The organism is Pseudomonas sp. TH34 (genome assembly GCF_016650865.1).
Lineage (GTDB): Bacteria > Pseudomonadota > Gammaproteobacteria > Pseudomonadales > Pseudomonadaceae > Aquipseudomonas > Aquipseudomonas yamanorum.
Map to the genome: position 1 here is coordinate 1 of NZ_JAEKFB010000006.1, position 22,117 is coordinate 22,117.

The window sequence follows — 22,117 nt, forward strand, 5'->3', positions numbered from 1 at the left end:
TGCAGCCAGTCACCAATGGCAGCAATCGGACAAAAGCAGCGAACAACGCCAACCCATCCGGCGTTACTGCACCTTGCATAGCCCTTCTCCAAACACATCCGTAGCCGATGTATTGGGCCAGCCTGGAAAATGTTGCGCCAAGCAACACTGGCCGATTTACAAATGTTAACGCCTTCACGTGGCCATTAGCTTTAGGCTTTGACTCACAAAGTCCGATCGGACCCAATCAGCTTTAAGACGGCTCTACAACCATGAATCTGCACGCCATCGCCGCGACGCTTTTTGCGTTTTTCACGCTGCTTCCTTACTCGGTGCAAGCCGCAGCCCCCATCACCCATGTCGCTATCTACCGAGGCCCCGCGGGCTGCGAGGAATGCTCGGAGAAGGTTAAAACAGCCCTGCTGCGCGTCCGCCCGAATGCGCAGATCGACTTTGTAGGTGCAGATGAATCGATCGACATCACGCCGCAAAGCCTCGCTCGTTATGACCTCTACGTCCAACCCGGTGGCGGTCAGGACATCCCTGCGGCGCTTGATAGTTTGGGGGATGCGCGGGTGCAAGCCATTCGTGACTTTGTCGCCCAGGGTGGGCGCTACCTGGGGCTGTGTATGGGCGCTTATCTGGCCGATGACAGCAATTTTGGCCTGATACCCTACGACCTTGATTCAGAGGCGGGCAGGCCTGGGTTTGAGGTCGCGGGGATTGCGGACGCGGCAGTGCAGGTTGTGTGGGATGGGAAAGCCGATAGCGTCTTTTATCAGGATGGGCCTTACTTTCCCAAGCCTGACGCGACCTCGCCTTCTTCAACCATTGCGACCTACCGGAATGGTGATGTGGCGGCAGCGCGTTACACCTATGAAAAGGGGGTAGTGGTGCTGAGTGGCCCGCATCCTGAAGCGGATCGGGAGTGGTTCGAGAAGGCGAATATTCCCTTGAGCGAGATGCCGCGGGGTGAGCTCTTTGGGGTGTTAGTGCGCAGCATCGAAGAGCGCAGGTAGGGGGCAGACGACCCGTCAGCGAAGATCGAGCCAGAACGGTCATTTGAAATTGTCTGTAACCCACAAGCGCTTTAGCATCGCGTGCAAATAACCAATGGTCGACAGGCGCATCGCTATGACGAGCTCTGCACACATTTGCTACAACTCAAAACGGCTGGGTTTGACGTTGTCAGACGTTGCCAGACATCTGCGAGAAAATTCCTCGTGGCACGTCTCGGTAACGGAGTGGCGCGGCTATGGGATGGTTATCCCGCAATTGCTGGTCCATACCCCCACGCCATTTCTGATTCAAATAGAGGACGACCCAGACTGGGTACCTGGGGAGATTCAGGAAATTATCGAATGGGAAAACCTCGACCCGAACGCCGAGATCGCGCAAAAAATAGCTGAATGTGATGCCAGGTTGGCCATTCAGTCGACCAAGCCAGACCAGGTGATTAATGACGGCTCGTCGATTACCGTCTCTACACTGGGTGCGGCGGTAGACCCTTGCGATCCGGACATTTCGGTTGTGCTGATGCTGTTGTGCCGCAAGCTTGAAGGCGTCATTCACGATTGTGTAAATGGCGGGGTCACCGTTCGCTGATTGAAAAATCGGAGTTATGAAAAATCGAGGTCAGACCACCACAGGTTTAAACGTGGTCTGAACCCATTTTGCACTGCTTCTTTTGTCAGAAGGGTGTGTTCATTTTGAGCGTGGACCGGATAACGCATAGCGACTTGCCTCTTCCATTAAGTCATCGCACATAGGATTGGCTTTGAGCAGGTACGCAGCCGGGTCGATTATCGACAAGCCAAGAGACGTCTCTTCTGTGGCAGATGCCCAAACTTCTCCCATAGGCCCGACAATCTGGCTTTCACCTCTGAATGTCGCCTCTGAGCCTGCATACATTTCCACACCGGTACGATTGGCACAGATTAGCGGAGTGGCGTTTTCCATTGCGCGAATACGCGCAAGCTGGGTCGTCCAAGGTCCGCCATAGTTGGCTGGACAACACAGTAGCTGTGCACCCTGGCGCACCAGCAGGCGGGCGGCTTCTGGCATCCAGAGGTCAAAACAAGTCAGAACGCCAAATCGGCAGGTTCCATCATCGAAACAGGTGAATGAATCGCCAGGTGTGAAGAGCGGCTTTTCTATGCGTGACAGATGGCACTTGCGTTGTTTCCCCAACCATCGCCCTCGCGATACGACAATCGCTGTGTTGTAGATCTGATCGCCATCTCGCTCAGCAATACCCGCAATGAGCGTTGCATCCTTGTCTGCCGACAGTTGTAGCAAGAACTGCGCGGTGGGCCCATCAAGCGCCAACTCGGCGTGCCTGGACAGTGCCTCACGTGAGTCGTGAAAATAACCGATGGTGCAAAGCTCAGGCATCACCAAGAGATCAAATTGCGCCGAATCTACGAGATCGCGAATCTTCCTGAAGTTTGCTGCAGGATTGCCAAACGAAACAGGGTATTGCAAAAACGCGGTGAGCATAAAGTCGTCCAGCCATTAAGGAGGTTTTCCGGGGCCCAGGCTTAGCTTCCGATGGGCGGCGTCAAGTCGAACGACAACAAATCGGATCAGACCACCCTTGTTTTAAATGTGGTCCAACCCCCGATTTTGCAATTTTGGACAGGCTACTTGAAATAGCCTGTGCGGCGTATCCGCAGGCTGTAGACCCAAACAGCAATCAGCAAGGCTGCTTGTAGGGCGGCCGGCAGTACGAACCAGGCAACCTGCACATATTGGCTGGCCGATACCAGGAAAACTTCCGGAAGCATGAGCGGGATTAGCATCAGCCCGAAAAGTAACGAGCCCAATAGAAACCACGAAGATTTTGCACTGCGCAACCACAACAACAGGCTACCCACGGCCAACAGAATGCAGGTCAGCGCAGCGGGGAGCAGCATGATGATCGAGATATCACCCGTCCTGGCCATACCCCAGCCGTCGCTGACCACCCAGTAGGCAATTTTTATTGTGAGAATCAAGCAATAAGCCACCGAAAATGTGACCATCGCCGGGCGCGAGGGGTTTCTTACCTGAGATGTACTTGTATCCATAAGTTCCAGATCCAGCGACAGGCCGGATCATCCAGCCAACTGCTGCAGTCTACCGAACGCTCGGGCAATCACGAAGCTGCCGGCGAACATGGCGCACGTCGAGCAAAACTCAGCCCAACTCCCGTCCCAAAAACGGCGCCGTCCGGCTGCTCTTGCTCTTCGCCACCTTCTGCGGCGTGCCACTCACCACCACCTTCCCGCCTCTATCCCCTGCCCCCGGCCCGATATCAATCACCCAATCACTCTGGGCCACCACACGCATTTCATGCTCCACCACAATCACCGTATGCCCCGCCTCCACCAGATGATTCAACTGGCTCAACAACCGGTCCACATCCCGCGGATGCAACCCGGTTGTCGGTTCATCCAGCACATACAGCGTCGCCCCCCGCGCATTGCGTTGCAGCTCGGTCGCCAGCTTGATCCGCTGCGCCTCTCCGCCCGACAACTCGGTCGCCGGCTGGCCAAGGCGCAAATACCCCAAGCCGATATCCCGCAGCACTTGCAGCGAGCGCAGCACACCCGGCTCTTCGGCAAATACCTCTACCGCCTGTTCAACCGTCAGCCCCAGCACTTGGGCAATGGTCAGCCCTTCCCACTTGATCGCTAACGTTTCCGGGTTGTACCGCGCGCCATGGCACGTCGGGCATGGTGCGTACACGCTGGGCATGAACAGCAATTCAACGCTGACAAAACCCTCGCCTTCGCAGTTCGGGCAGCGGCCTTTGGCGACGTTGAAAGAGAATTGCCCGGCATCGAAATGGCGCTTTTTCGCTGCGGGTGTGGCGGCGAACAGTTTGCGCACGTTGTCGAACAGCCCGGTGTAGGTCGCGAGGTTGGAGCGCGGTGTGCGGCCGATGGGTTTTTGGTCCACCTGGACCAGGCGGCGGATGTGTTCCAGCCCGCCACTGATGCGGCCACCACTGGTTTGTGGGGCGTCGTCTTCCAGGCTGGGTTCGTCTTCGGTTTCCACCACGCGGCCCAAGCCTGCGCCTACCAGTTCCAATAGCGCCTGGCTGACGAGGCTGGATTTGCCCGAGCCGGAGATGCCGGTGACGGCGGTGAAGCACCCGAGTGGAAAGTCCACGCTGAGGTCGTTGAGGTTGTTGCGCGTGACGCCTTCCAGGCTCAGCCAGCCGGTGGGTTGGCGCGGTGGTTGGCTGACGGGGCGCTTTTCGGCGAACAGGTATTCGCGGGTTTGCGAGGCTTCGATCTGTGCGAGGCCGGCGGGTGGGCCGCTGTACAAGACCTGGCCGCCGTGTTCGCCGGCAGCCGGGCCGACGTCGATCAGCCAGTCGGCGCGGCGCATGGTTTCGAGGTCGTGTTCCACCACGAACAGCGAGTTGCCGGCGGCCTTCAGGCGGTCGAGGGCGGCGAACAGGGCTTCGCCGTCGGCAGGGTGCAGGCCGGCGGAGGGTTCGTCGAGTACGTAGATCACGCCGAACAGTTGCGAGCCCAGTTGGGTGGCCAGACGCAGGCGTTGCAGTTCACCGGAGGACAGGGTCGGTGTGCTGCGCTCAAGGGCGAGGTAGCCGAGGCCGAGGTCGGTCAGGGTGCTGACGCGCTCGAGCAGGTCCTGGGCGATGCGTTGGGCGGCCAGGCGTTTTTCCACGGAGAGTTTTTTATCGCCCTGCCCTTCAGCCACCGGGCGCAGGAGCTCGGCGAGTTGCAGCAGGGACATTTGCGACAGCTCGCCAATGTCCACGCCGGCAAATTTCACCGACAGCGCGGCCTTGTTCAGGCGTTTGCCTTCGCACTGCGGGCATGGGCTGCCTTGCATGAACTGCGACACGCGCTTTTTCATCAGGGCGCTTTGGGAGTGGGTGAAGGTGTGCAGGATGTAGCGTCGGGCACCGGTGAAGGTGCCCTGGTAGCTGGGTTCGAGTTTGCGTTTGAGGGCGTCGCGGGTTTGCGCGGGCGTGAAGCCGGCATATACCGGGACGGTGGGGGTTTCTTCGGTGAAGAGGATCCAGTCGCGCTGCTTTTTCGGCAGGTCGCGCCACGGGATGTCGACGTCATAGCCGAGGGTGACGAGGATGTCGCGCTGGTTCTGCCCTTGCCACGCCAGCGGCCAGGACGCCACGGCGCGCTGGCGGATGGTGAGGGAAGGATCGGGCACCATCAGGGCTTCGGTCACTTCGTACACCCGGCCCAGGCCGTGGCATTGCGGGCACGCGCCTTGGGGCAGGTTGGGGGAAAAGTCTTCGGCGTAGAGCATCGGTTGCCCCGCCGGGTAGCTGCCCGCGCGGGAGTAGAGCATGCGGATCAGGCTGGACAAGGTGGTGACGCTGCCCACCGAGGAACGTGTGCTGGGTGTGCCGCGCTGTTGTTGCAGGGCCACGGCAGGTGGCAGGCCTTCGATGGAGTCGACGTCGGGCACGCCGACCTGGTCGATCAGGCGGCGCGCGTAGGGCGCCACGGATTCGAAGTAGCGGCGCTGGGCTTCGGCGTAGACGGTGGAGAATGCCAGCGAGGACTTTCCGGAGCCGGACACGCCGGTGAACACCACCAGGGCATCACGGGGGATGTCCACGTCGACGTTGCGCAGGTTGTGTTCCCGGGCACCCCGCACCCGCACGAAGCCTGGGCGTTGGGTGGTGAGTGAGGTGTCTGGGGGCAGGTTGCGCTGGGAAGTCATGGGTAACCTTATCGGTGTGTTCAAGGCAGTGAAGATCAACTGTGGGAGCCGGGCTTGCCCGCGATGGCGGAGTGTCAGGCACCCCATCCGGTAACTGGCACACCGCCATCGCGGGCAAGCCCGGCTCCCACAGTGGCTTGGCGTTGCTGGCTGGATCTTCATTCGTCACATCATTCGGGAGGTCAGCACCGAGCGCACCCGTTGCGCCAATTCATCCGGCCCATAGGGTTTGCTCAGCAGGTGAATGTCGGTGCCCAGCAGGTGGTTGCTGGAAAGAATGTCGCGGGTATGCCCGGACGTGAACAGCACCGCTATCGCCGGCACTTGCTCCCGAGCCCATTCGGCCAGGTCGGTGCTTTTGACCCGGCCCGGCATCACGACGTCGGTAAAAATCAGGTCCGGTTGCAGGCCGGCCTGGAGCATCAGCATGGCCCGGTCGCCGTCTTCGGCGGTGAGCACGGTGTAGCCGGATTGTTCGAGCAATTCCACCGCGGCCGCGCGTACGCCTTCGTTGTCCTCCACCACCAGGATGGTCTCCTGGCCGCCGCTGTGTTGTGTGAGCTGGACGGGCGTATCGTGGCTTTCCGGCTCTCCGAGGTTGCGCGGGAAATACATCTGCACCATGGTGCCGCTGCCCTCCACGCTTTCGACCTCCACATGCCCGCCACTTTGGCGCACGAACCCGAACACCATGCTCAGGCCCAGGCCGGTACCGTGCCCATTCGGCTTGGTGGTGAAAAACGGTTCGAAGGCCCGTGCCAGGATCGTCGGTGACATGCCGGCGCCGCTGTCGGCGACGGCCAGGCGCACATATTCACCGGGGTTGATGCTTTTGCCGGCGCAATCCGGGGGATTGAGGATGATGTTTTCGCCGGTGATCCGAATCACGCCCTCGCCTTTCATAGCATCCCGGGCGTTGATCGCCAGGTTGAGCAGTGCGTTTTCCAGTTGGTTGCGGTCGACGTTAATGCACCACGGATTCTGGGGCAGTTGCACATCAATGTGGATGGTTTCTCCCAACGCCCGCTGCAGCAACTCACCCAGGCCTTCATAGATGCGCAGTGGGTTGTACACCGCCGGTGACAGCGGCTGGCGACGGGCGAACGCCAGCAGTTGCGAGGTCAGTTTCGCCCCGCGTTCCACTGCCGCGATGGCGGCGCTGACGCGGCGCTGCACCTGGAGGTTGTCCGGTTCATGCCGGGCCAGCAGGTGCAGATTGCCGGAGACCACTTGCAGCAGGTTGTTGAAGTCGTGGGCCACGCCGCCGGTCAGGCCGCCGATGGCTTCCAGCTTCTGTGATTGGCGCAACTGTTCTTCGGCGGCGGAGCGGGCTTGCACTTCCGCTGCGACACGCTGCTCCAGGTTGTGGGTGAGTTCCTGGCGCAGGCGCTCGGAGATCACATGCTCGGTGGTCTCCACCACAATCGCCAGGACCCCGGCCGGTTGCTGATCGTCACCGGCCACGGGGCTGTAATACAGGTCCATCCACACTTGTTCCGGGCGGCCGTCGCGCAACAGTTCCAGGGGCAGGTTGCGGTAGGACAAGGTGCCGCCGGCCAGGCAGGTGTCGACCACATTGCGGTTGAAGTCGGCGACTTCCGGCCAACCCAGTTCTACCGGCACCCCCAGCAGATACGGGTGGCGGCCGCCGGCAAACACTGAATAGCTGTCGTTGTAGATCATGTAACCCGCCCGTCCCCACAGCATGACCATAGGGATGGGCGATGCCAGCATCATCTGCACGGCGCTGACCAGGCTGGAGGGCCAGGCACCAATCGGGCCGAGGTCGGTGCCGGACCAATCGAATGCGCGAATCCTCTGGGCCATTTCCCCAGCCCAGCCATCACAGCCATGGGTATCGGATAAAAACTGCATCAGTCGGCTCTGCAAAAGATAAAAGGTGGGCGGCGATGAAAACTTTGAGCCCGACAGCGGCGGTTGGTTTCATCGCATATTGCTTATGCGGCCATGAAGGAGCAAGAGCCGGATCAGCGAAAATCCCGGCTGCGCACACTGATGCCCGACAGCAGCGGGGTCAGGTCGGTCAGGCGCCCGGCGATCAGGTGCCGAACCTCCCCCACTGCCTCCCAGCGCCCATCCACTTTAAGCAACCGCGAGCCCACCAGTGCCTGGCGCTGCCGCTCGGCCAAATCGCGCCAGACCACCACATTGATATTGCCGAACTCATCTTCCAGGGTGACGAAGGTGACGCCGCTGGCCGTGCCCGGACGTTGTCGACCGGTGACCAGGCCGGCGACGCTGACGTTGCGCCCATGCTCAACCAGCAGCAACTCTTTGGAGCTGCGGCAGCGTCGTGCGCGCAGTTCATCGCGCAACAATGCCAGGGGATGTGGGCCCAGGGTAGTACCGACGCTGGCGTAGTCGGCATACAGGTCTTCGCCCACTGTCGGTTGGGGCAGTTCCACCACCGCTTCTTCGGGGCTGGCCACACCGGCAAACAGCCCCAGTTGCTTCTGCACCCCGGCCACCTCCCAGCGCGCTCGATGCCGATGCCCGGCCAGGCCGCGCAAGGCACCGGCATCCGCCAGCAGTTCCTGGGCACGGGTGTCCAAATCGGCACGTTCGCCCAAGTCGGCAATATCGAAAAACGCCCGAGCCTGACGCGCGGTTTCGATGCATCGGCCATCTTCTTCGCGAAACCCGGAGATCATCCGCAAGCCCATGCGGATGGCCGGTTGCTGGCCTTCGATGGATTCCAGGCTGCAGTCCCAGTCACTGGCCTGCACATCCACCGGGCGGATCTGCAAATGATGGCGACGGGCGTCCTGCAGGATCTGGTCCGGGCTGTAGAAACCCATGGGCCAGCTGTTGATCAGCGCACAGGCAAATGCCGCCGGTTCATGGCATTTGAGCCAGCAACTGGCGTAGGTCAGCAAGGCGAAACTGGCGGCGTGGGACTCGGGAAAACCGTAGCTGCCAAAGCCCTTGATCTGCTCGAAGATCTGCGCGGCGAAGGCTTCGGTGTAGCCGTTTTTCAGCATGCCGGTGCGCAGGCGCTGCTGGTGAGGTTCGAGGCCGCCGTGGCGTTTCCAGGCGGCCATGGAGCGGCGCAGTTGGTCGGCTTCGCCGGGGGTGTAATCGGCGGCGACCATGGCGATCTGCATGACTTGTTCCTGGAACAGCGGGATGCCCAGGGTGCGTTTGAGCACGCTTTCCAGCTCCGGCGACGGGTAGGTTTCGGGTTCTTCCTTGTTACGTCGCCGCAAGTACGGATGCACCATACCGCCCTGAATCGGCCCGGGCCGCACGATGGCGACCTCGATCACCAGGTCGTAGAACGCTTTCGGCCGCAGGCGGGGCAACATCGACATCTGTGCCCGCGACTCAATCTGGAACACGCCAATGGTGTCGGCCTTGCTGATCATTGCGTAGGTCGCCGCGTCTTCCTTGGGCACCGTGGCCAGGCTCAGGTCCAGGTTGCGATGGCGGCGCAGCAGGTCGAAGCAGCGGCGAATCGCACTGAGCATGCCCAGCGCGAGGATATCCACCTTGAGCAGGCCCACCGCATCGAGGTCGTCCTTGTCCCACTGGATAATGGTGCGATCGGCCATGGCGGCATTTTCTACCGGCACCAGAGTGTCCAGCGGGTGTTCGGAAATCACAAAGCCGCCGGGGTGCTGGGACAGGTGCCGGGGGAAGCCAATCAGTTGTTGGGTCAAGGTCAGCACCCGGCGAAGCACCGGGCTGTCGGGGTCGAAACCACCTTCGCGCAGGCGTTCCAGGGGTGGTGCCTCATCGCTCCAGCGCCCGCAGCAGTCGGCCAGGGCGTTGACCTGATCCGGCGGCAGCCCGAGGGCCTTGGCCACGTCCCGCACCGCGCCAGCGCCGTGGTAACTGCTGACTACCGCCGTCAACGCAGCGCGGGTGCGGCCGTAGCGTTGGAACACGTATTGCAGCACTTCTTCGCGGCGTTCGTGTTCGAAGTCCACGTCGATGTCCGGCGGCTCGTTGCGCTCCCGGGACAGGAAGCGCTCGAACAACATGTTCATCAGGCTCGGGTTGATCTCGGTGATGCCCAGGGCAAAACACACCGCCGAGTTGGCCGCCGAGCCGCGGCCCTGGCACAGGATCGAACGGCTGCGGGCGAAGCGCACAATGTCGTGTACGGTGAGGAAGTAGCTTTCGTAGCCCAGCTCGGTGATCAGCTTCAGCTCATCGTTGATCTGCCCAAGGGTCTTGGCGTCCACGCCGTGCGGCCAACGCTGGGCAATGCCCTCTTCGGTCAAGGTGCGCAACCAGCTCTCAGGCGTTTGCCCTTCGGGCACCAGTTCCCTCGGGTATTGATAGCGCAGTTGGCTGAGGTCGAAGGTGCAACGCCGGGCAATGTTCAGGGACTCTTCCAGCAAGTGTGCCGGGTACAGCGCGGCCAATGCGTCGAGGCTGCGCAAGTGCCGTTCGCCATTGGGATGCAGGCGCGCACCGGCTTCGGCCACCGGTACGTGGTGACGGATCGCGGTCATGGTGTCTTGCAAGGCACGGCGGCCACGCACATGCATATGCACATCGCCGCAGGCCACCGCCGGCAGGTGCAGGCTGGCGGCCAGGTTCAAGCGTTGTTCAAGGTGGCGGGCATCGTTCTGGCCGCAATGCAGCTCCACGGCCAGCCACAGGCGATCGGTAAAGGTGCTGCACAGCCATTGGATATGGGCCTGGGTGTCGGTGTCTTCGACCATCCATAACGCCAGCAAACCTCGCACGGATGTGAAGTCTTCCTGCAGCAGGCGGTAGTGACCTTTTTCTGCACGGCGGCGGGCGATGGTGATCAGCCGGCACAGGTGCTGATAGCCCTCCAGGTTCTCCACCAGCAGCACCAGCTTCGGGCCGTTTTCCAGGCGCATCTCGCTGCCGATAATCAGCGGTAACTCGACTTCCTTGGCCGCCTGCCAGGCACGGACGATACCCGACAAGGTGCATTCATCGGTGATCGCCAGCGCCTCGTAACCCTGCTGTTTGGCCCGCTCGAACAGTTCGCGGGCACTGGAGGCGCCACGCTGGAAACTGAAGTTGGACAGGCAATGCAGCTCCGCGTACTTCATGCGAACCAGCCTTGCAGCCACAGCGTGCCGCTTTCGCCCACGGTGCGATAAGCCCAGCCCTGTTGACCGGCGCGGGTACGCACCAGGTAGTAATCGCGGCGCACATCGGCGCCATCCCACCAGCCGGATTCGATGCGCTCCGGGCCCATCAGGATGTGTAGACCTTGCTCGGCCAGGGGCGTCGGTTCATGCAGCAACCAACCCGGGCGCTGCACTCTATTTGAGGGTGTGCACGGGCGACTGTCAGCACCGGCTTGCCAGGCACATTCCGGGCGGTGGTCGGCGTGAAAGCGCAGGCCTTGCACCGCTTCGTCCCCCAACCGCGCCCGCAGGCGTTCGCGCAGTTGCTCCCACGGCAGGGTTTGTTGCGGGCGCTCGTCGAACAGGTCCTGGCGCTGGGGCACAAACACCGGCAGGTCCTGGGCCACCAGGCGAAAGCCACGCACCGGCGAGGTGACTTGCACTTGCTCCAGGCGACCACGGGCCAGTTCGAACAGCATTGCTGCGTCACGCTCGGCGCTGAGCAGGCCGACCTTGATCACGCTGTCGGGTTCTGCGGCGTGCTCCAGGTGCAGGTCAAAACGCTGCACGCCACTGTCGCGGCCACACAGGAACGCCGATAAATCGCCAGTCAAACGGCGCAAGGGAAACAGCAAAGCCTGGTGGGACAGCACATCAAAATTCAGCTCGATGCGCACATCGAACTGGTCCGGCGGTTGGTAGAACGCCAGGGCCAGGGGCCGTTGCCCGCACAGTGCATCGAGGTGCTTGAGCAGCGCCGCGTCGAAACGCCGGGCCAGGGTATGCCGGGGTAATGCCTGCACCTGAGCCAGGGTGCGCAAGCCCATACGCGACAACGCGGTGGCGGCGTGTGGGTCGAGACCGGCGCGGTCGATGGGGATCGGCGCCAGGGCTTGTTGCAGGCTGTGCTCATCGGCCACGGCCAGGCCGTCGTAAGCATTCGCCAGAATCCGCGCCGCCGCCGGGTTCGGCGCGGCGACGATGCGATGACGAAACCCGAGGTCAGTCAGTTCCTTGCGCAAGCGCGCTTCGAGCAACGGCCAGGGCCCGAACAGGCCCAGGCTCGACTCGATCTCGAACAACAACGCCCGTGGGTAATACACGCTGACCTGGGAGCTGAAACGGTAGGCCCAGGCCGCAAGAAATTGCTGCCAGTATTCGATCTGCGCCGGGTCGTATTCGGCGCAGGCAAAAGCCTTGGTCAAGGCATGGGCCGCCGTCAGGGATTGGCCGGGGCGCAGGCCGAGTTTGCGCGCGGCCTCATTGACGGTTTGCAGCACCCGTCGTTGCGGCGTGCCGGCCAACAGGGCCAATGGCTGATCCGGTTCGGAGCGCAGACGCAGCACCCCGTCCAGCGCCAATTGCGGGAAGACAATACACACCCAGCGCATGCCAACCTCAGTGCCCAAGCGCAATGGGCGCGGGATGGGCCAGGCCGCCCCGGCACTTGAGCACCCGCACTTGCGCCGGGCTCGCCTCAACCGCCAGGCGCAACGCGGCCGGTGACGGGTTGATGGCCTCGTTCAAGGAGCGCCAGGCAAAGGCCAGGGTCTGGCCGGTTTCCGCCGCCACCTGCAAGCGGCGCAAGGCCCGGTCATCGGCCTTGCGTGGCCAGCACAGCACCGCGCCACAACTGCCGGAGCGCAGGCATTGCTCCACGGCCCACAAGGCATCGCGTTCATCGGCCTGGATCACGGAAAGCTGGCGCACATCCACCCCGGCGTTTTGCCAGGCGTGGGGGTACGGCGTGTAAGGCGGCGCCACCAGCACGATGCGCTCGCCGGCCGCCGACAACCGCGCCAGGGTCGGCCACACCAGTTGCAACTCACCCACGCCCTCCTTCGCCATCAGGATTTCGCTCAACGCCGCTTCCGGCCAGCCACCGCTGGGCAGCACTGCATCCAGGGCCGCAAGCCCGGTGGGATGGACGCTGGCGGGCGGCGCGGCAGGCCGGCCTTTCCAGACCCGGCCGCCATTGAACAGCGAGTCCAGTGCAACGACGGCGCCCATCAGCCTTGCCTCACCAAACCGCAGAACACCCCTTCGATGGCCAGGTCCTGATCGGGCCGCACCACGATGGGTTGATAAGCGGGGTTGCGCGGCAGCAAGCGCACGCGCTCGCCGACGTGTTCGAAACGCTTGATGGTGACCTCACCGTCCAGGCGCGCCACCACGATCTGCCCGTTCAAGGCTTCGGCGCTGCGGCGTACGCCCACCAGGTCGCCATCGAGGATGCCGTCTTCGATCATCGAATCGCCCTGTACCCCCAGCAGGTAATCCGGGGTTTTCGCGAACATGCCCGGGTCGAGTAAGAGGCGGTTGTGCACTTCAGCGTCAGCGCCGATGGGCAAGCCGGCAGCTACCCGGCCGAGTACCGGGATGTCCAGCAGCTCCGGCCGCGCCGGTTGATTGAGCAGGCGAATGCCGCGCGCCTGATTGGGATTGACCTCGATAAAGCCACCCTCGGTCAGCGCCAGCACATGCTTGCGCGCCACGCTGCGGGAGGCAAAGCCGAACGCCTCGGCGATCTCGGCGAGGCTGGGAGACTGGCCTTGCTGCGCGATACGGTCGCGGATAAAGGTCAGGATGGCGGTACGGCGGGGCGTTAGATTCGTCATGGAGTACATTTGTACTCCTGTGGGAATTTTCTGGCAATATCCGTCAGTCGCTTCCCATGCAGCCACCGGAAAAGTCCCCGCCAAGTTGACGAACGGTCTTTCGAATGTTCAGATGCCGGCCTGTTTCAGGTGCCCCCTGCCGCCGTGCTTGGGGTGAAACGGGAAACCGGTGCCGCTCTTTTTTTGAGCCAGTCCGGTGCTGCCCCCGCAACGGTAGACGCGTGACCCCTTCGACACACCACTGTGGCCTGCGCGCCATGGGAAGGTGAAGGTGTCCATACGCGTGAGCCCGGAGACCGGCCTGGAATTCTGTTTGGCAAAATCCTGCGGTGGGCGGGCATGGGCCGGTATTGGCGTGTGCTCGGTGCCTACTCGTGCGTGCTTTTCGCGAAAGATACTTTTCCGAGAAGACTATGATTCGACCTTTCAAGACTCCTGTGCCCGGCCTGTTGTTCGGCTGCCTGTTCAGCCCCCTGCTGCTGGCCGACGACAACACCCTGGAACTCAAGCAACTCAACGTTTCCGCACCGTCGGTGGAGTCCACCACCGTGGCCGAGATGGCCCAGTACGGCAGCAAGGTTGAGATCGTCACCCGCGAACAGATTGAACGCGCCGGCCCCGCCGCCGATGTGTCGCGTGTGATGCAGATGTTCATCCCCGGCCTGTACGTGGCACCCAAGAATGGCCCGTTCGACTACGGCACTTATTCACTGCTGGGCGGGCGCAACGACGACACGCTGATCCTGCTGGACGGCGTACGCCTGAATAACCGCCTGTACGGCGGCCTGTACCTGGACACCCTGCCCGCCAACGCCATCGAGCGCATCGAAGTGCTCAAGGGTGGCCAGAGCCTGCTGTTCGGCACCCAGGCGGTGTCGGGGGTGATCAACATCGTCACCCGCAGCCCGCAAACCCGCGAGGCGTCCGGCGAGGTGAACCTGGGCGCCGACACCTTCGGCGGCACCACCGGCGATGCCCGGGTCGAGAAGATTTTCAATAACGGGTTTGGCGACCTCGGCTTACTGGCCTACGTCAGCCGCAACGTCTCCGAGGGCTACCAGCCATTTCGCAACCGCGACATGAAAAACGTCACCGACAAGAAGCGCTCCTACGAAGTCACCACCTTCGGCACCAAGGCGATCCAGTCGTTTGGCGATGACACGCGCCTGGAACTGTTTTACCAATACGCCGACGCCAACCTGGATTTCGCCCGCCCGGTGGACAACCACAAGACCACCAACGACCGCGTGCAGCAAATCGCCACGGCGACCTTCGAGCAAAGCATCAACGAGCGCCTGAGCTACTTCGTCAAAGGGCATATCAACGATTGGGACACGCGCTACACCCGTCTCAACAATGTCGAAGGCGGCGGCACCAAGGTCATCAACCACAACGACTACTGGGGCTTTACCGACTGGGGCGTGCAGGCCGAAGGCAAGGCCGTGTTGCCCGGCGAGCATGTGCTGGTATTCGGTTCCGACAACCAGTGGTTCAAGGGCCAGGACGATGTATTGATCATCGACGACAACAAGGCCCAGGCCCACGCGCTGTACACCCAACTGCGCCCGAATATCGAAGCGTTGCCGAACTGGCACCCGAGCATCGGCGTACGCCACGAAGCCATGAGCGGCGGCGACAGCGCCACCGTCGGCATGCTCACTTCGCTTTACGACCTCAACGACAACTGGGCCCTGCGCGGCCAATACGGCACCGCCTACAAACTGCCGAATGCCGAGCAACTGTTCGTCAACGAAGACGATGAGAAAGGCAACCGCAACCTCAAGCCGGAGAAGAGCCGCAACGCCGAGCTGGGCATAGACTACAAGGGCAGCCTGCTGGCGCGGGACTTCAGCGCCAGCGTGACGCTGTTCAAGCGCAAGATCACCAACCTGATCACCCTGGACGATATCCAGTGGATCAACGGCCAGGGGCAGATCCAGATGCGCGGTTTCGAGGCCGACGCCAAGCTGCAACTTAACGAGCAATGGAGCGTGCAGGCCGACATGACCCGCAACCTCACCGAGTCCCGCGCGGGTGTCACCCTCAATGATATTCCTGGCTTCTTCGCCCGCTCGCGGGTCGGTTATGAATCGGTGGACCGCCTGTGGGGCGTCGGTACTGCCGTGCGTTACATCGGCGATATTGTCAGCTCGAAAAAGGTCGAGTACGGCAACTACACCGTGGTGGATGCCGACGCCTATCGCTACCTCGACAACGCCCACCAACACCGCGTCAGCCTGCTGGTAGAGAACCTGTTCGACCGCGATTACGTCACCAGCCGCGCCAGCAACGTCGACAACCTCGGGCGGCCGTTCACCTCCGAAGTACGCTACACGTATCGCTTCTGATGAGTACGCCCGTGGAAACTCATCCGGACTGGTCCCATGTGCCTGACCACGCCCGTCACGTGTTCCTGTGCACCGGCCCGCGCTGCACCCAGCGTGGCGCGCTGCAATTATGGAAAACCCTGCGCCGCCACCTGCTGGCACACGACCGCATCGAAAAACCTGGCGGCGTGCTGTTGACCCGCACCCACTGCCAGTTCCCGTGCAACCTGGGCCCGATTGTGACGGTGTACCCGGACACGTGCTGGTACGGCGTGCACAGCAACGCAGACGTGCAACGGCTGGTGGAAGTGCACCTGGTGGGCGGCGAAGTCGTCGAGGATTTGCTGATCAAGGAGCGCCCGTGAAAGCGTCGTGGTTGCTGTTGGGCGCCCTGCTCTGCCCATCGTTGGCCCTGGCGGACCGTTATCGCAACTGCAACCAGGACTGGACGGCCACCCACTCACCGCCCTCGCGCATCGTGGCCCTCAACCAGCATGCTGCCGACTTGCTGTTGGCGCTGGATGTCGGCTCGGCATTGGTGGGCGTGGCGTATCTGGATGACAACGGTGTGGCCCACCGACACGGCGAGTATTTCGGCGTGCCGGTGATTGCACCCAAGTACCCGTCCAGCGAAGTGCTCTATGCGCAGAAACCGGATCTGGTGGTCGGTGGGTTCGCCACTGCCTTTGGCACTGGCGTCACTTCCCGCACAGGGTTGGCCGGCAACGGGGTTGGGTCATATTTGCTGGAGTCGGCGTGTGACGGGCATTCGCTGGATTACTTCGGGCATATCCGCAACGACCTGTTTACCCTCGGCGCCCTGGTGCACAAACAGCAACGGGCGCGGGCGTTGAGCGATGCCATGGACGCCGACCTGGCCAGTGCCCAGGCACTGACTGGCAAGGGTAAACCGCTGTCGGTGTTTTACCTCGACAGTGAAGTCAACGGGCTGGACAGCGAAGGCCGGCGGGGTTTTGTCACTACATTGGTGGCGGCTGCCGGGGCGCGCAATTTATTCGCCGGGATCAACCAATACCGCGTCACCGTGAGCAGCGAAACCCTGCTGATGAGTGACCCGGATGTGATTTTGCTGGCGGATGCAGTGTGGTCACCGGCCAGCCGCAAGCGCCAGTTGCTGACCAGTGACCCGGTGCTCTCGCGTTTGCGGGCGGTGCGGGAGAACCGGATGATCGATATTCCGTTTACCCACCTGGTGCCCACGGCAAGCAGCGGGCGGGTGGCCCTGGACCTGGCGCGGCAACTCAAAAAACTGGCTGAATAAACACAGTCTTCTGTGGGAGCTGGCTTGCCGCGATGGCTTTTGCTCTTCACCACTCATGACTTTTGGTAAAGAGTCCTTTTCGGATTCAGCGGTTTTTCTGAAGGAACGAGGAGCCGATACTCGACTCCATTGTTCACATCACTTCAGGAGTCACTCATGTCTATTCCCGCATTCGGCCTCGGTACGTTCCGCCTGCAAGGCCAGGTCGTCATCGACTCCGTCAGCACCGGCCTGGAACTGGGCTACCGCGTCATCGACACCGCGCAAATCTACGAGAACGAAGCCGATGTCGGCCAGGCCATTGCCGACAGCGGCATCCCACGGGACGAGCTGTTTATCACCAGCAAGATCTGGATCGCCAATTTCGCCGAAGGCCAGTTGATTCCCAGCCTCAAGGAGAGTCTGCGCAAGCTCCAGACCGATTACCTGGACCTGACCCTGATCCACTGGCCATCGCCGGAAGACCAGGTGCCGGTCGCCGAATTCATGGGCCAGTTGCTGGAAGCCAAGCGCCAGGGCCTGACCCGCCAAATCGGTATTTCCAACTTCACCGTCGACCTGATGAAACAGGCAATTGCCGCCGTCGGTGCCGAGCACATCGCGACCAACCAGGTCGAGCTGCACCCGTACCTGCAAAACCGCACCGTGGTGGATTTTGCCAAGGCCCATGGTATCCAGATCACCTCCTACATGACCCTGGCCTACGGTGAAGTGCTGAAGGACCCGGTGATCCAGCAGATCGCCGAACGGCATCAGGCAACCCCGGCGCAAGTGACCCTGGCCTGGGCCATGCAACTGGGCTACGCGGTGATCCCGTCGTCGACCAAGCGCGCCAACCTGGCCAGCAACCTCAATGCCCTGGACCTGACCTTGAGCGATGACGACATGGCGCAGATCGCCGGCCTGGAGCGTGGCCATCGGCTGACCAGCCCCAAGGGCATCGCGCCGAACTGGGACTAAGCCACAGGGCTGCGGGATAATTCCCGCAGCCACGGCAACACCCGCAGCCCGCTGGTGGCTGGTGGTGGGTCGATGATGTCCATGAAGTGTTCGAGGTTGACGCTGTCCGGCGCACCCGGCAGGCGCACCAGCAGTGTCGCTGTGGCGGCCGGCGTGCCCAGGTCCCGGATATCGTAGACCAACACATGGCGAATCTGTGGGTGCTGCTCCTGGTAGGCCAGTACCCCGCCCTCGCTGGCCGCCAACCCGGCATTGATGATCAACACGTCGAACGGCTCGGTCGGGATGGCCGTGAGGATCAGCACTTCGTCGAAGGTTTGCACCGGGACGATGCGGTAGTAGCCCAATTGGTTGAGCATTTTTTCGATGTACAGCCGTTGCAGGTGCTGTTCATCGGCGATCAGGATGGTCAGTACTTTGTTTGGCATGGCGAACACCTGAGCAAGGAGCGCTCGTGAGGGACTGGGCGGCCTATTTTCCAGACATATTCCGAAGACTAAATAAGGCTTGTTCCACCTTCATGTAGGAGTTGTCCCAAACAGCTCGAATGACAGCCCTCGCCAGTCAAGTCTGATTGCAATAAACCGACAACCCGTGATGCAGGTGAGCGAGCGCTTCATCCATGCCGTCGATGGCACTGGCCAACTCGTTACGCGCTTGCCGTTCACAGACGTTTTCCAATACTTCGCAGCACTCCATCAATGCCTGGGCCTTGACCATGCGCGCGCCGCCTTTGGTTCGATGGGCCAGGTCGTGCAGGCCGGCGAAGTCGGCCTTGTGTTGCAGGACCACCAGTTGCCCATGGTCAGCTTCAAGGCTGTCGAGCAATGGCACCAGCAGCTCTTTTACTGCGTCGACATTCCCTCCGGTCAGCTTCTCCAGGTCGCGCAAATCAAAGTCTGGCGACAACTCATCCACGCTGACCGGGGCCACCGAGGGCGTGGCTGTGCGCGACATCAGGGCCGCATGCAGGTCCTCAAGCCCGGTGGGCTTGAACAGGCAGCCATCCATTCCCGCCAGTCGGCAACGTTCGGCTTCCTCGGGCTGGGCGTTGGCGGTGAACCCCAGCAACAGGCAAGGCGCCAGGCCGCGTTCACGCTCCAGGGTGCGGATATCCCGCGCCAGCTCGTAACCGTCCTTGAATGGCATATTGCAGTCGGTAATCACCCCATCAAAGCGTCCGGACAACCACAGTTCAAGCCCCTGGACGCCATCTTCGGCGGTGGTGATTCGATGCCCCAGAAAGCTCAATTGCCGGGCCAGCAGCAGCCGGTTGGCCGGGTAGTCATCCACCACCAGGATGCTCAATGCGTGGGCCGGCGAAGTTTCCAGGGCAACGGAGACGGCCGGCACCCGGGTTGCGTCGGCGACGGCCAATGCCAGGGTGACGTCCACCCGGGTGCCCTGCCCCAACAAGCTGCTCAATTGCAGTTGCCCGCCCATCATCTCGCAGAGGTTGCGGCTGATGACCAGGCCCAGGCCGGAACCGCTGCGCGCCGATTGCGCGGTGTTCGTGCCCTGGATAAACGGGTTGAACAGACGTTTCTGGTCTTCGACACTGATGCCGATGCCGGTGTCTTCCACCCACAGCCTGAGGCTCAGGTACCCGTTGGCAATCGCCGACGAACCGGACGCGCCAAGCCGTACCTGACCACGGGTGGTGAACTTGATCGCATTGCTCAGCAGGTTCGACACCACCTGCTTGAAACGCATCGGGTCCACCAGCACGTATCGGTCAATCAACGGGTCGAGCTCCACCTTCAATACCAGGCCCTTGGCCCGCGCCAGCCCCTCGAAGACCCGCGCCACGGACACCAGCAATTCGTGCAGGTTTGAAGGCTGCCAAGCCAGGGACAAGTGGCCCGACTCGATGCGGGCAATGTCCAGGATATCGCCGATCAACTCCAGCGCATCGCGGTCGGCCCGGCCCTGTTCGGCGGCTTTCAAGGCCAGTTCAATCATGCCGATCACGGCGTTCATGGGTGTGCGTATCTCATGGCTCATGGTCGCGAGAAAGGTGGTCTTGGAGCGATTGGCGGCGTCGGCCTCCTCCTTGGCCTCCCGTAGCTGGCCGAGCAGATGCTGCCTTTCACTGACGTCCACCCAGCCGGCGATCATGCCCACTACCCGCTCATCACCGTCGCGGTACGGCAGCATCCAGTGGTAGATCGTCAGAACCGTCCCATCCGGCACCTTGAGCACGCGGTCCTGGATCTGTGGCTCCCCCTGCTCCATCAAGCGCAGGTAGTCCTGGTGAAAAGACTCGGCCTGGGGGCGATTGCCGGTGTCGGTCTCGACCACGGTTTTACCGGTCACGTCCTCCAGCTTGTAATCGAACACATCGAGGTAAGCACTGTTGCACGCCATCAGCCGGCCCAGGCGATCACGCACATAAATCGGATGAGGCGTGCCGTCGATCAGCACGCCCATGAAGCGCATCTGGTCACTCAGGGCGCGCTCGGCCTGCACCCGTTTGCGTATCAGGCCGCGCAGGTAAATCGCCCAGCCGAGGGTGATCAGCAACAGCAGCGCCGCCAGGCTGAAACCTTGAATGATGACGGTGCGGTGCCGCGCCCAGTAACTGTCTTCAACCAATACCTCGCTACGCCAGTGGCCGGCCAATTCGTCCATTTCCTGGGGCGTGATACTCAGCAATGCCTTGTCGAGGATCGAATACAACTCCAACTGGCTGCGGTTGACACCAAAGGCTATGCGGGCCGGCTCGGACCCGATCGTGCTGGTGACCCGCAAGCGGTCACGGTACTCGCGGGCAATCATGTAGCGCGCACTGATCAATGTATTGACGGCCGCATCGGCGCCGCCGCTGGCCACCAGCGCCATGGCGTGTTCAGGGTTGTCGACGTCCACAAACTTGATAGTGGGATAAGCCTGGGCAATCCCCTCTTGCAGGCTATTGCCGCCGATCAGCGCCAGGCGCTTGCCGGCCATGTCTTCCAGGGTGAGAGGGCTGCGGTCATCCATGCGACTGACCAGTACAAACGGATTGGTCAGGTAAGGCCGGGTAATACGCACCTTGTCCGTGCGTTCAACGCTGGGCGTGACCACCGCGATCATGTCCGCACCGCCGGTGCTGACCTTGTCAATCTGCTGGGGCATCGAGGTGCCCGGGACGACGTCAAATTTCAACCCGGTGCGCAAGCTGATACGGGCCAACACCTCGGCGCTCAACCCTTCGAACGCGCCCTGCTTGTCGATAAATGAAACCGGCAGGAACCTGTCGAGTATCGCGACCTTTACCCTGGGGTTCTTCTCCAGCCAACGCTGCTCACTGGCACTCAAGCGCAACCGGTCCGCCCCCAGGAACCCAAGATTTCCGGCACTCCAGCGCCGCAGTATTTCCATCTGCTCACTGACCGGAATTGCGGCCAGCGCCGCATTGATGATCGGCAGCAAGCGCGTGTTGTTGCGAGAAAATGCAAACGCAAACGGATTGACTTCAAGTGAAGAGAAATCGGCCATTCGAACGTTGTTCAGGTGGTTCCTGTTGATCAGGTAGTTGGCGCTGATTGCATCGCCGAGGTAAACATCCGCCTGGCCGAATGCAACAGCGCCGATGGCCTCGAAGGTCGAAGGGAAAAGCTGTAGCCGGGCATGAGGGTAGAACGCCTGTACCGCATCAGGCTGCATGTAATGATAGAACATGGCCACCCGCTTGCCGGCCAGGTCCGCACTCAGGGTCTGGCTCTCGCCCGTGCGGGTGACCAGGGCCGGTTGATCCATGGCATAGGAGCGCGACAGCACCAGTTGCGGGTCTGCCGCCTCGTAGCCGTTGGCTGACCCCACAAAGTCCACCTCGCCGCGCTTGAGTGCGGTGATGACCTCATCCCGGTTGTCGTAACGACGGACTTCAACCGTGATGTTCAGCGCGTCGGCTATCAGTGCGGCGTAATCTGCCGTAATCCCCTCGAGCTCATCGTTGCTGCTCAACTCGAACGGTGCGTAATCGGGGCTGGAGATCCCCATCAACAAACGGCGGCGCTCCCGCAGCCAGCGCCAGTCCGCCTCGTGCAACCCCACCGCCGGAGTTTCGAGGATGGAGTGCCCCAGCAGGTACAGGGTGCGCGCCTCACCCAGGGCCGGGGCTTGCGTGTAGAGCGCGCCCAGCAGCAGCCACGCACTGAGCCACAAGGCCCGGGACCTGGTCAT

Annotated in this window: 16 protein-coding genes and 1 riboswitch; of the genes, 6 read left to right on the forward strand and 10 right to left on the reverse strand. The window is 61.9% G+C overall.

What is annotated here, in order from left to right; genetic code table 11:
• Positions 1–251: 251 nt before the first annotated feature.
• On the forward strand, positions 252–998 hold the full coding sequence (locus JFU58_RS04145) for a BPL-N domain-containing protein (protein ID WP_201139904.1): 747 nt from the start codon (positions 252–254) through the stop codon (positions 996–998).
• Positions 999–1,113: 115 nt separating this feature from the next.
• Positions 1,114–1,584, forward strand: a complete 471-nt coding sequence (locus tag JFU58_RS04150; RefSeq protein ID WP_201139905.1) for a hypothetical protein — start codon at positions 1,114–1,116, stop codon at positions 1,582–1,584.
• Between the two features lie 99 nt (positions 1,585–1,683).
• Here the strand turns inward: JFU58_RS04150 and JFU58_RS04155 are convergent, their stop codons facing one another.
• The 8 genes from JFU58_RS04155 to lexA form a co-directional block, all read right to left on the reverse strand.
• Positions 1,684–2,478: a nitrilase-related carbon-nitrogen hydrolase gene (locus tag JFU58_RS04155; RefSeq protein ID WP_063031166.1), complete on the reverse strand. Its 795-nt coding sequence runs from the start codon at positions 2,476–2,478 to the stop codon at positions 1,684–1,686.
• A gap of 143 nt (positions 2,479–2,621) precedes the next feature.
• The gene (locus JFU58_RS04160; RefSeq protein WP_063031168.1) at positions 2,622–3,047 is read right to left on the reverse strand and encodes a hypothetical protein; all 426 of its coding nucleotides are present in this window, start codon (positions 3,045–3,047) and stop codon (positions 2,622–2,624) included.
• A gap of 109 nt (positions 3,048–3,156) precedes the next feature.
• Positions 3,157–5,685, reverse strand: coding sequence for an excinuclease ABC subunit UvrA (gene uvrA / locus JFU58_RS04165; protein ID WP_201139906.1), 2,529 nt, complete (start codon positions 5,683–5,685; stop codon positions 3,157–3,159).
• 165 nt (positions 5,686–5,850) lie between these two features.
• Positions 5,851–7,560, reverse strand: coding sequence for an ATP-binding protein (locus JFU58_RS04170; RefSeq protein ID WP_201139907.1), 1,710 nt, complete (start codon positions 7,558–7,560; stop codon positions 5,851–5,853).
• Between the two features lie 113 nt (positions 7,561–7,673).
• Positions 7,674–10,763 carry an error-prone DNA polymerase gene (locus tag JFU58_RS04175; protein WP_201139908.1) on the reverse strand — a complete coding sequence of 1,030 codons (3,090 nt, stop codon included), beginning with the start codon at positions 10,761–10,763 and terminating at the stop codon, positions 7,674–7,676.
• Positions 10,739–12,154 carry a Y-family DNA polymerase gene (locus JFU58_RS04180; protein ID WP_201139909.1) on the reverse strand — a complete coding sequence of 472 codons (1,416 nt, stop codon included), beginning with the start codon at positions 12,152–12,154 and terminating at the stop codon, positions 10,739–10,741. Before JFU58_RS04180 ends, JFU58_RS04175 begins: the two co-directional genes overlap by 25 nt.
• Before the next feature lie 7 nt (positions 12,155–12,161).
• The gene (imuA, locus tag JFU58_RS04185; protein WP_017475309.1) at positions 12,162–12,773 is read right to left on the reverse strand and encodes a translesion DNA synthesis-associated protein ImuA; all 612 of its coding nucleotides are present in this window, start codon (positions 12,771–12,773) and stop codon (positions 12,162–12,164) included.
• Positions 12,773–13,390: a transcriptional repressor LexA gene (lexA, locus tag JFU58_RS04190; RefSeq protein ID WP_201139910.1), complete on the reverse strand. Its 618-nt coding sequence runs from the start codon at positions 13,388–13,390 to the stop codon at positions 12,773–12,775. The genes imuA and lexA overlap by 1 nt, the downstream gene beginning before the upstream one ends.
• 101 nt (positions 13,391–13,491) lie before the next feature.
• Positions 13,492–13,700, forward strand: a riboswitch (cobalamin riboswitch).
• Between the two features lie 94 nt (positions 13,701–13,794).
• Between lexA and JFU58_RS04195 the strand changes: the two genes are divergently transcribed.
• The 4 genes from JFU58_RS04195 (at position 13,795) to dkgB (ending at position 17,950) form a co-directional block, all read left to right on the forward strand.
• Positions 13,795–15,729 (forward strand): TonB-dependent receptor plug domain-containing protein, encoded by a 1,935-nt coding sequence (locus JFU58_RS04195; RefSeq protein ID WP_201139911.1) that lies wholly within the window; start codon positions 13,795–13,797, stop codon positions 15,727–15,729.
• A gap of 11 nt (positions 15,730–15,740) precedes the next feature.
• Positions 15,741–16,073, forward strand: coding sequence for a (2Fe-2S) ferredoxin domain-containing protein (locus JFU58_RS04200; RefSeq protein WP_177070174.1), 333 nt, complete (start codon positions 15,741–15,743; stop codon positions 16,071–16,073).
• Entirely contained in the window at positions 16,070–16,990 is a 921-nt protein-coding gene (locus JFU58_RS04205; RefSeq protein ID WP_201139912.1) for an ABC transporter substrate-binding protein, read from the forward strand. Before JFU58_RS04200 ends, JFU58_RS04205 begins: the two co-directional genes overlap by 4 nt.
• A 156-nt stretch (positions 16,991–17,146) precedes the next feature.
• Complete coding sequence (dkgB, locus tag JFU58_RS04210) at positions 17,147–17,950, forward strand: 2,5-didehydrogluconate reductase DkgB (RefSeq protein ID WP_201139913.1); 804 nt, start codon at positions 17,147–17,149, stop codon at positions 17,948–17,950.
• Here the strand turns inward: dkgB and JFU58_RS04215 are convergent.
• Complete coding sequence (locus tag JFU58_RS04215) at positions 17,947–18,378, reverse strand: chemotaxis protein CheY (RefSeq protein ID WP_201139914.1); 432 nt, start codon at positions 18,376–18,378, stop codon at positions 17,947–17,949. The genes dkgB and JFU58_RS04215 overlap by 4 nt on opposite strands.
• 136 nt (positions 18,379–18,514) lie before the next feature.
• A complete protein-coding gene (locus JFU58_RS04220; RefSeq protein WP_201139915.1) occupies positions 18,515–22,117 on the reverse strand; it encodes a transporter substrate-binding domain-containing protein in 3,603 nt (1,200 codons plus the stop codon).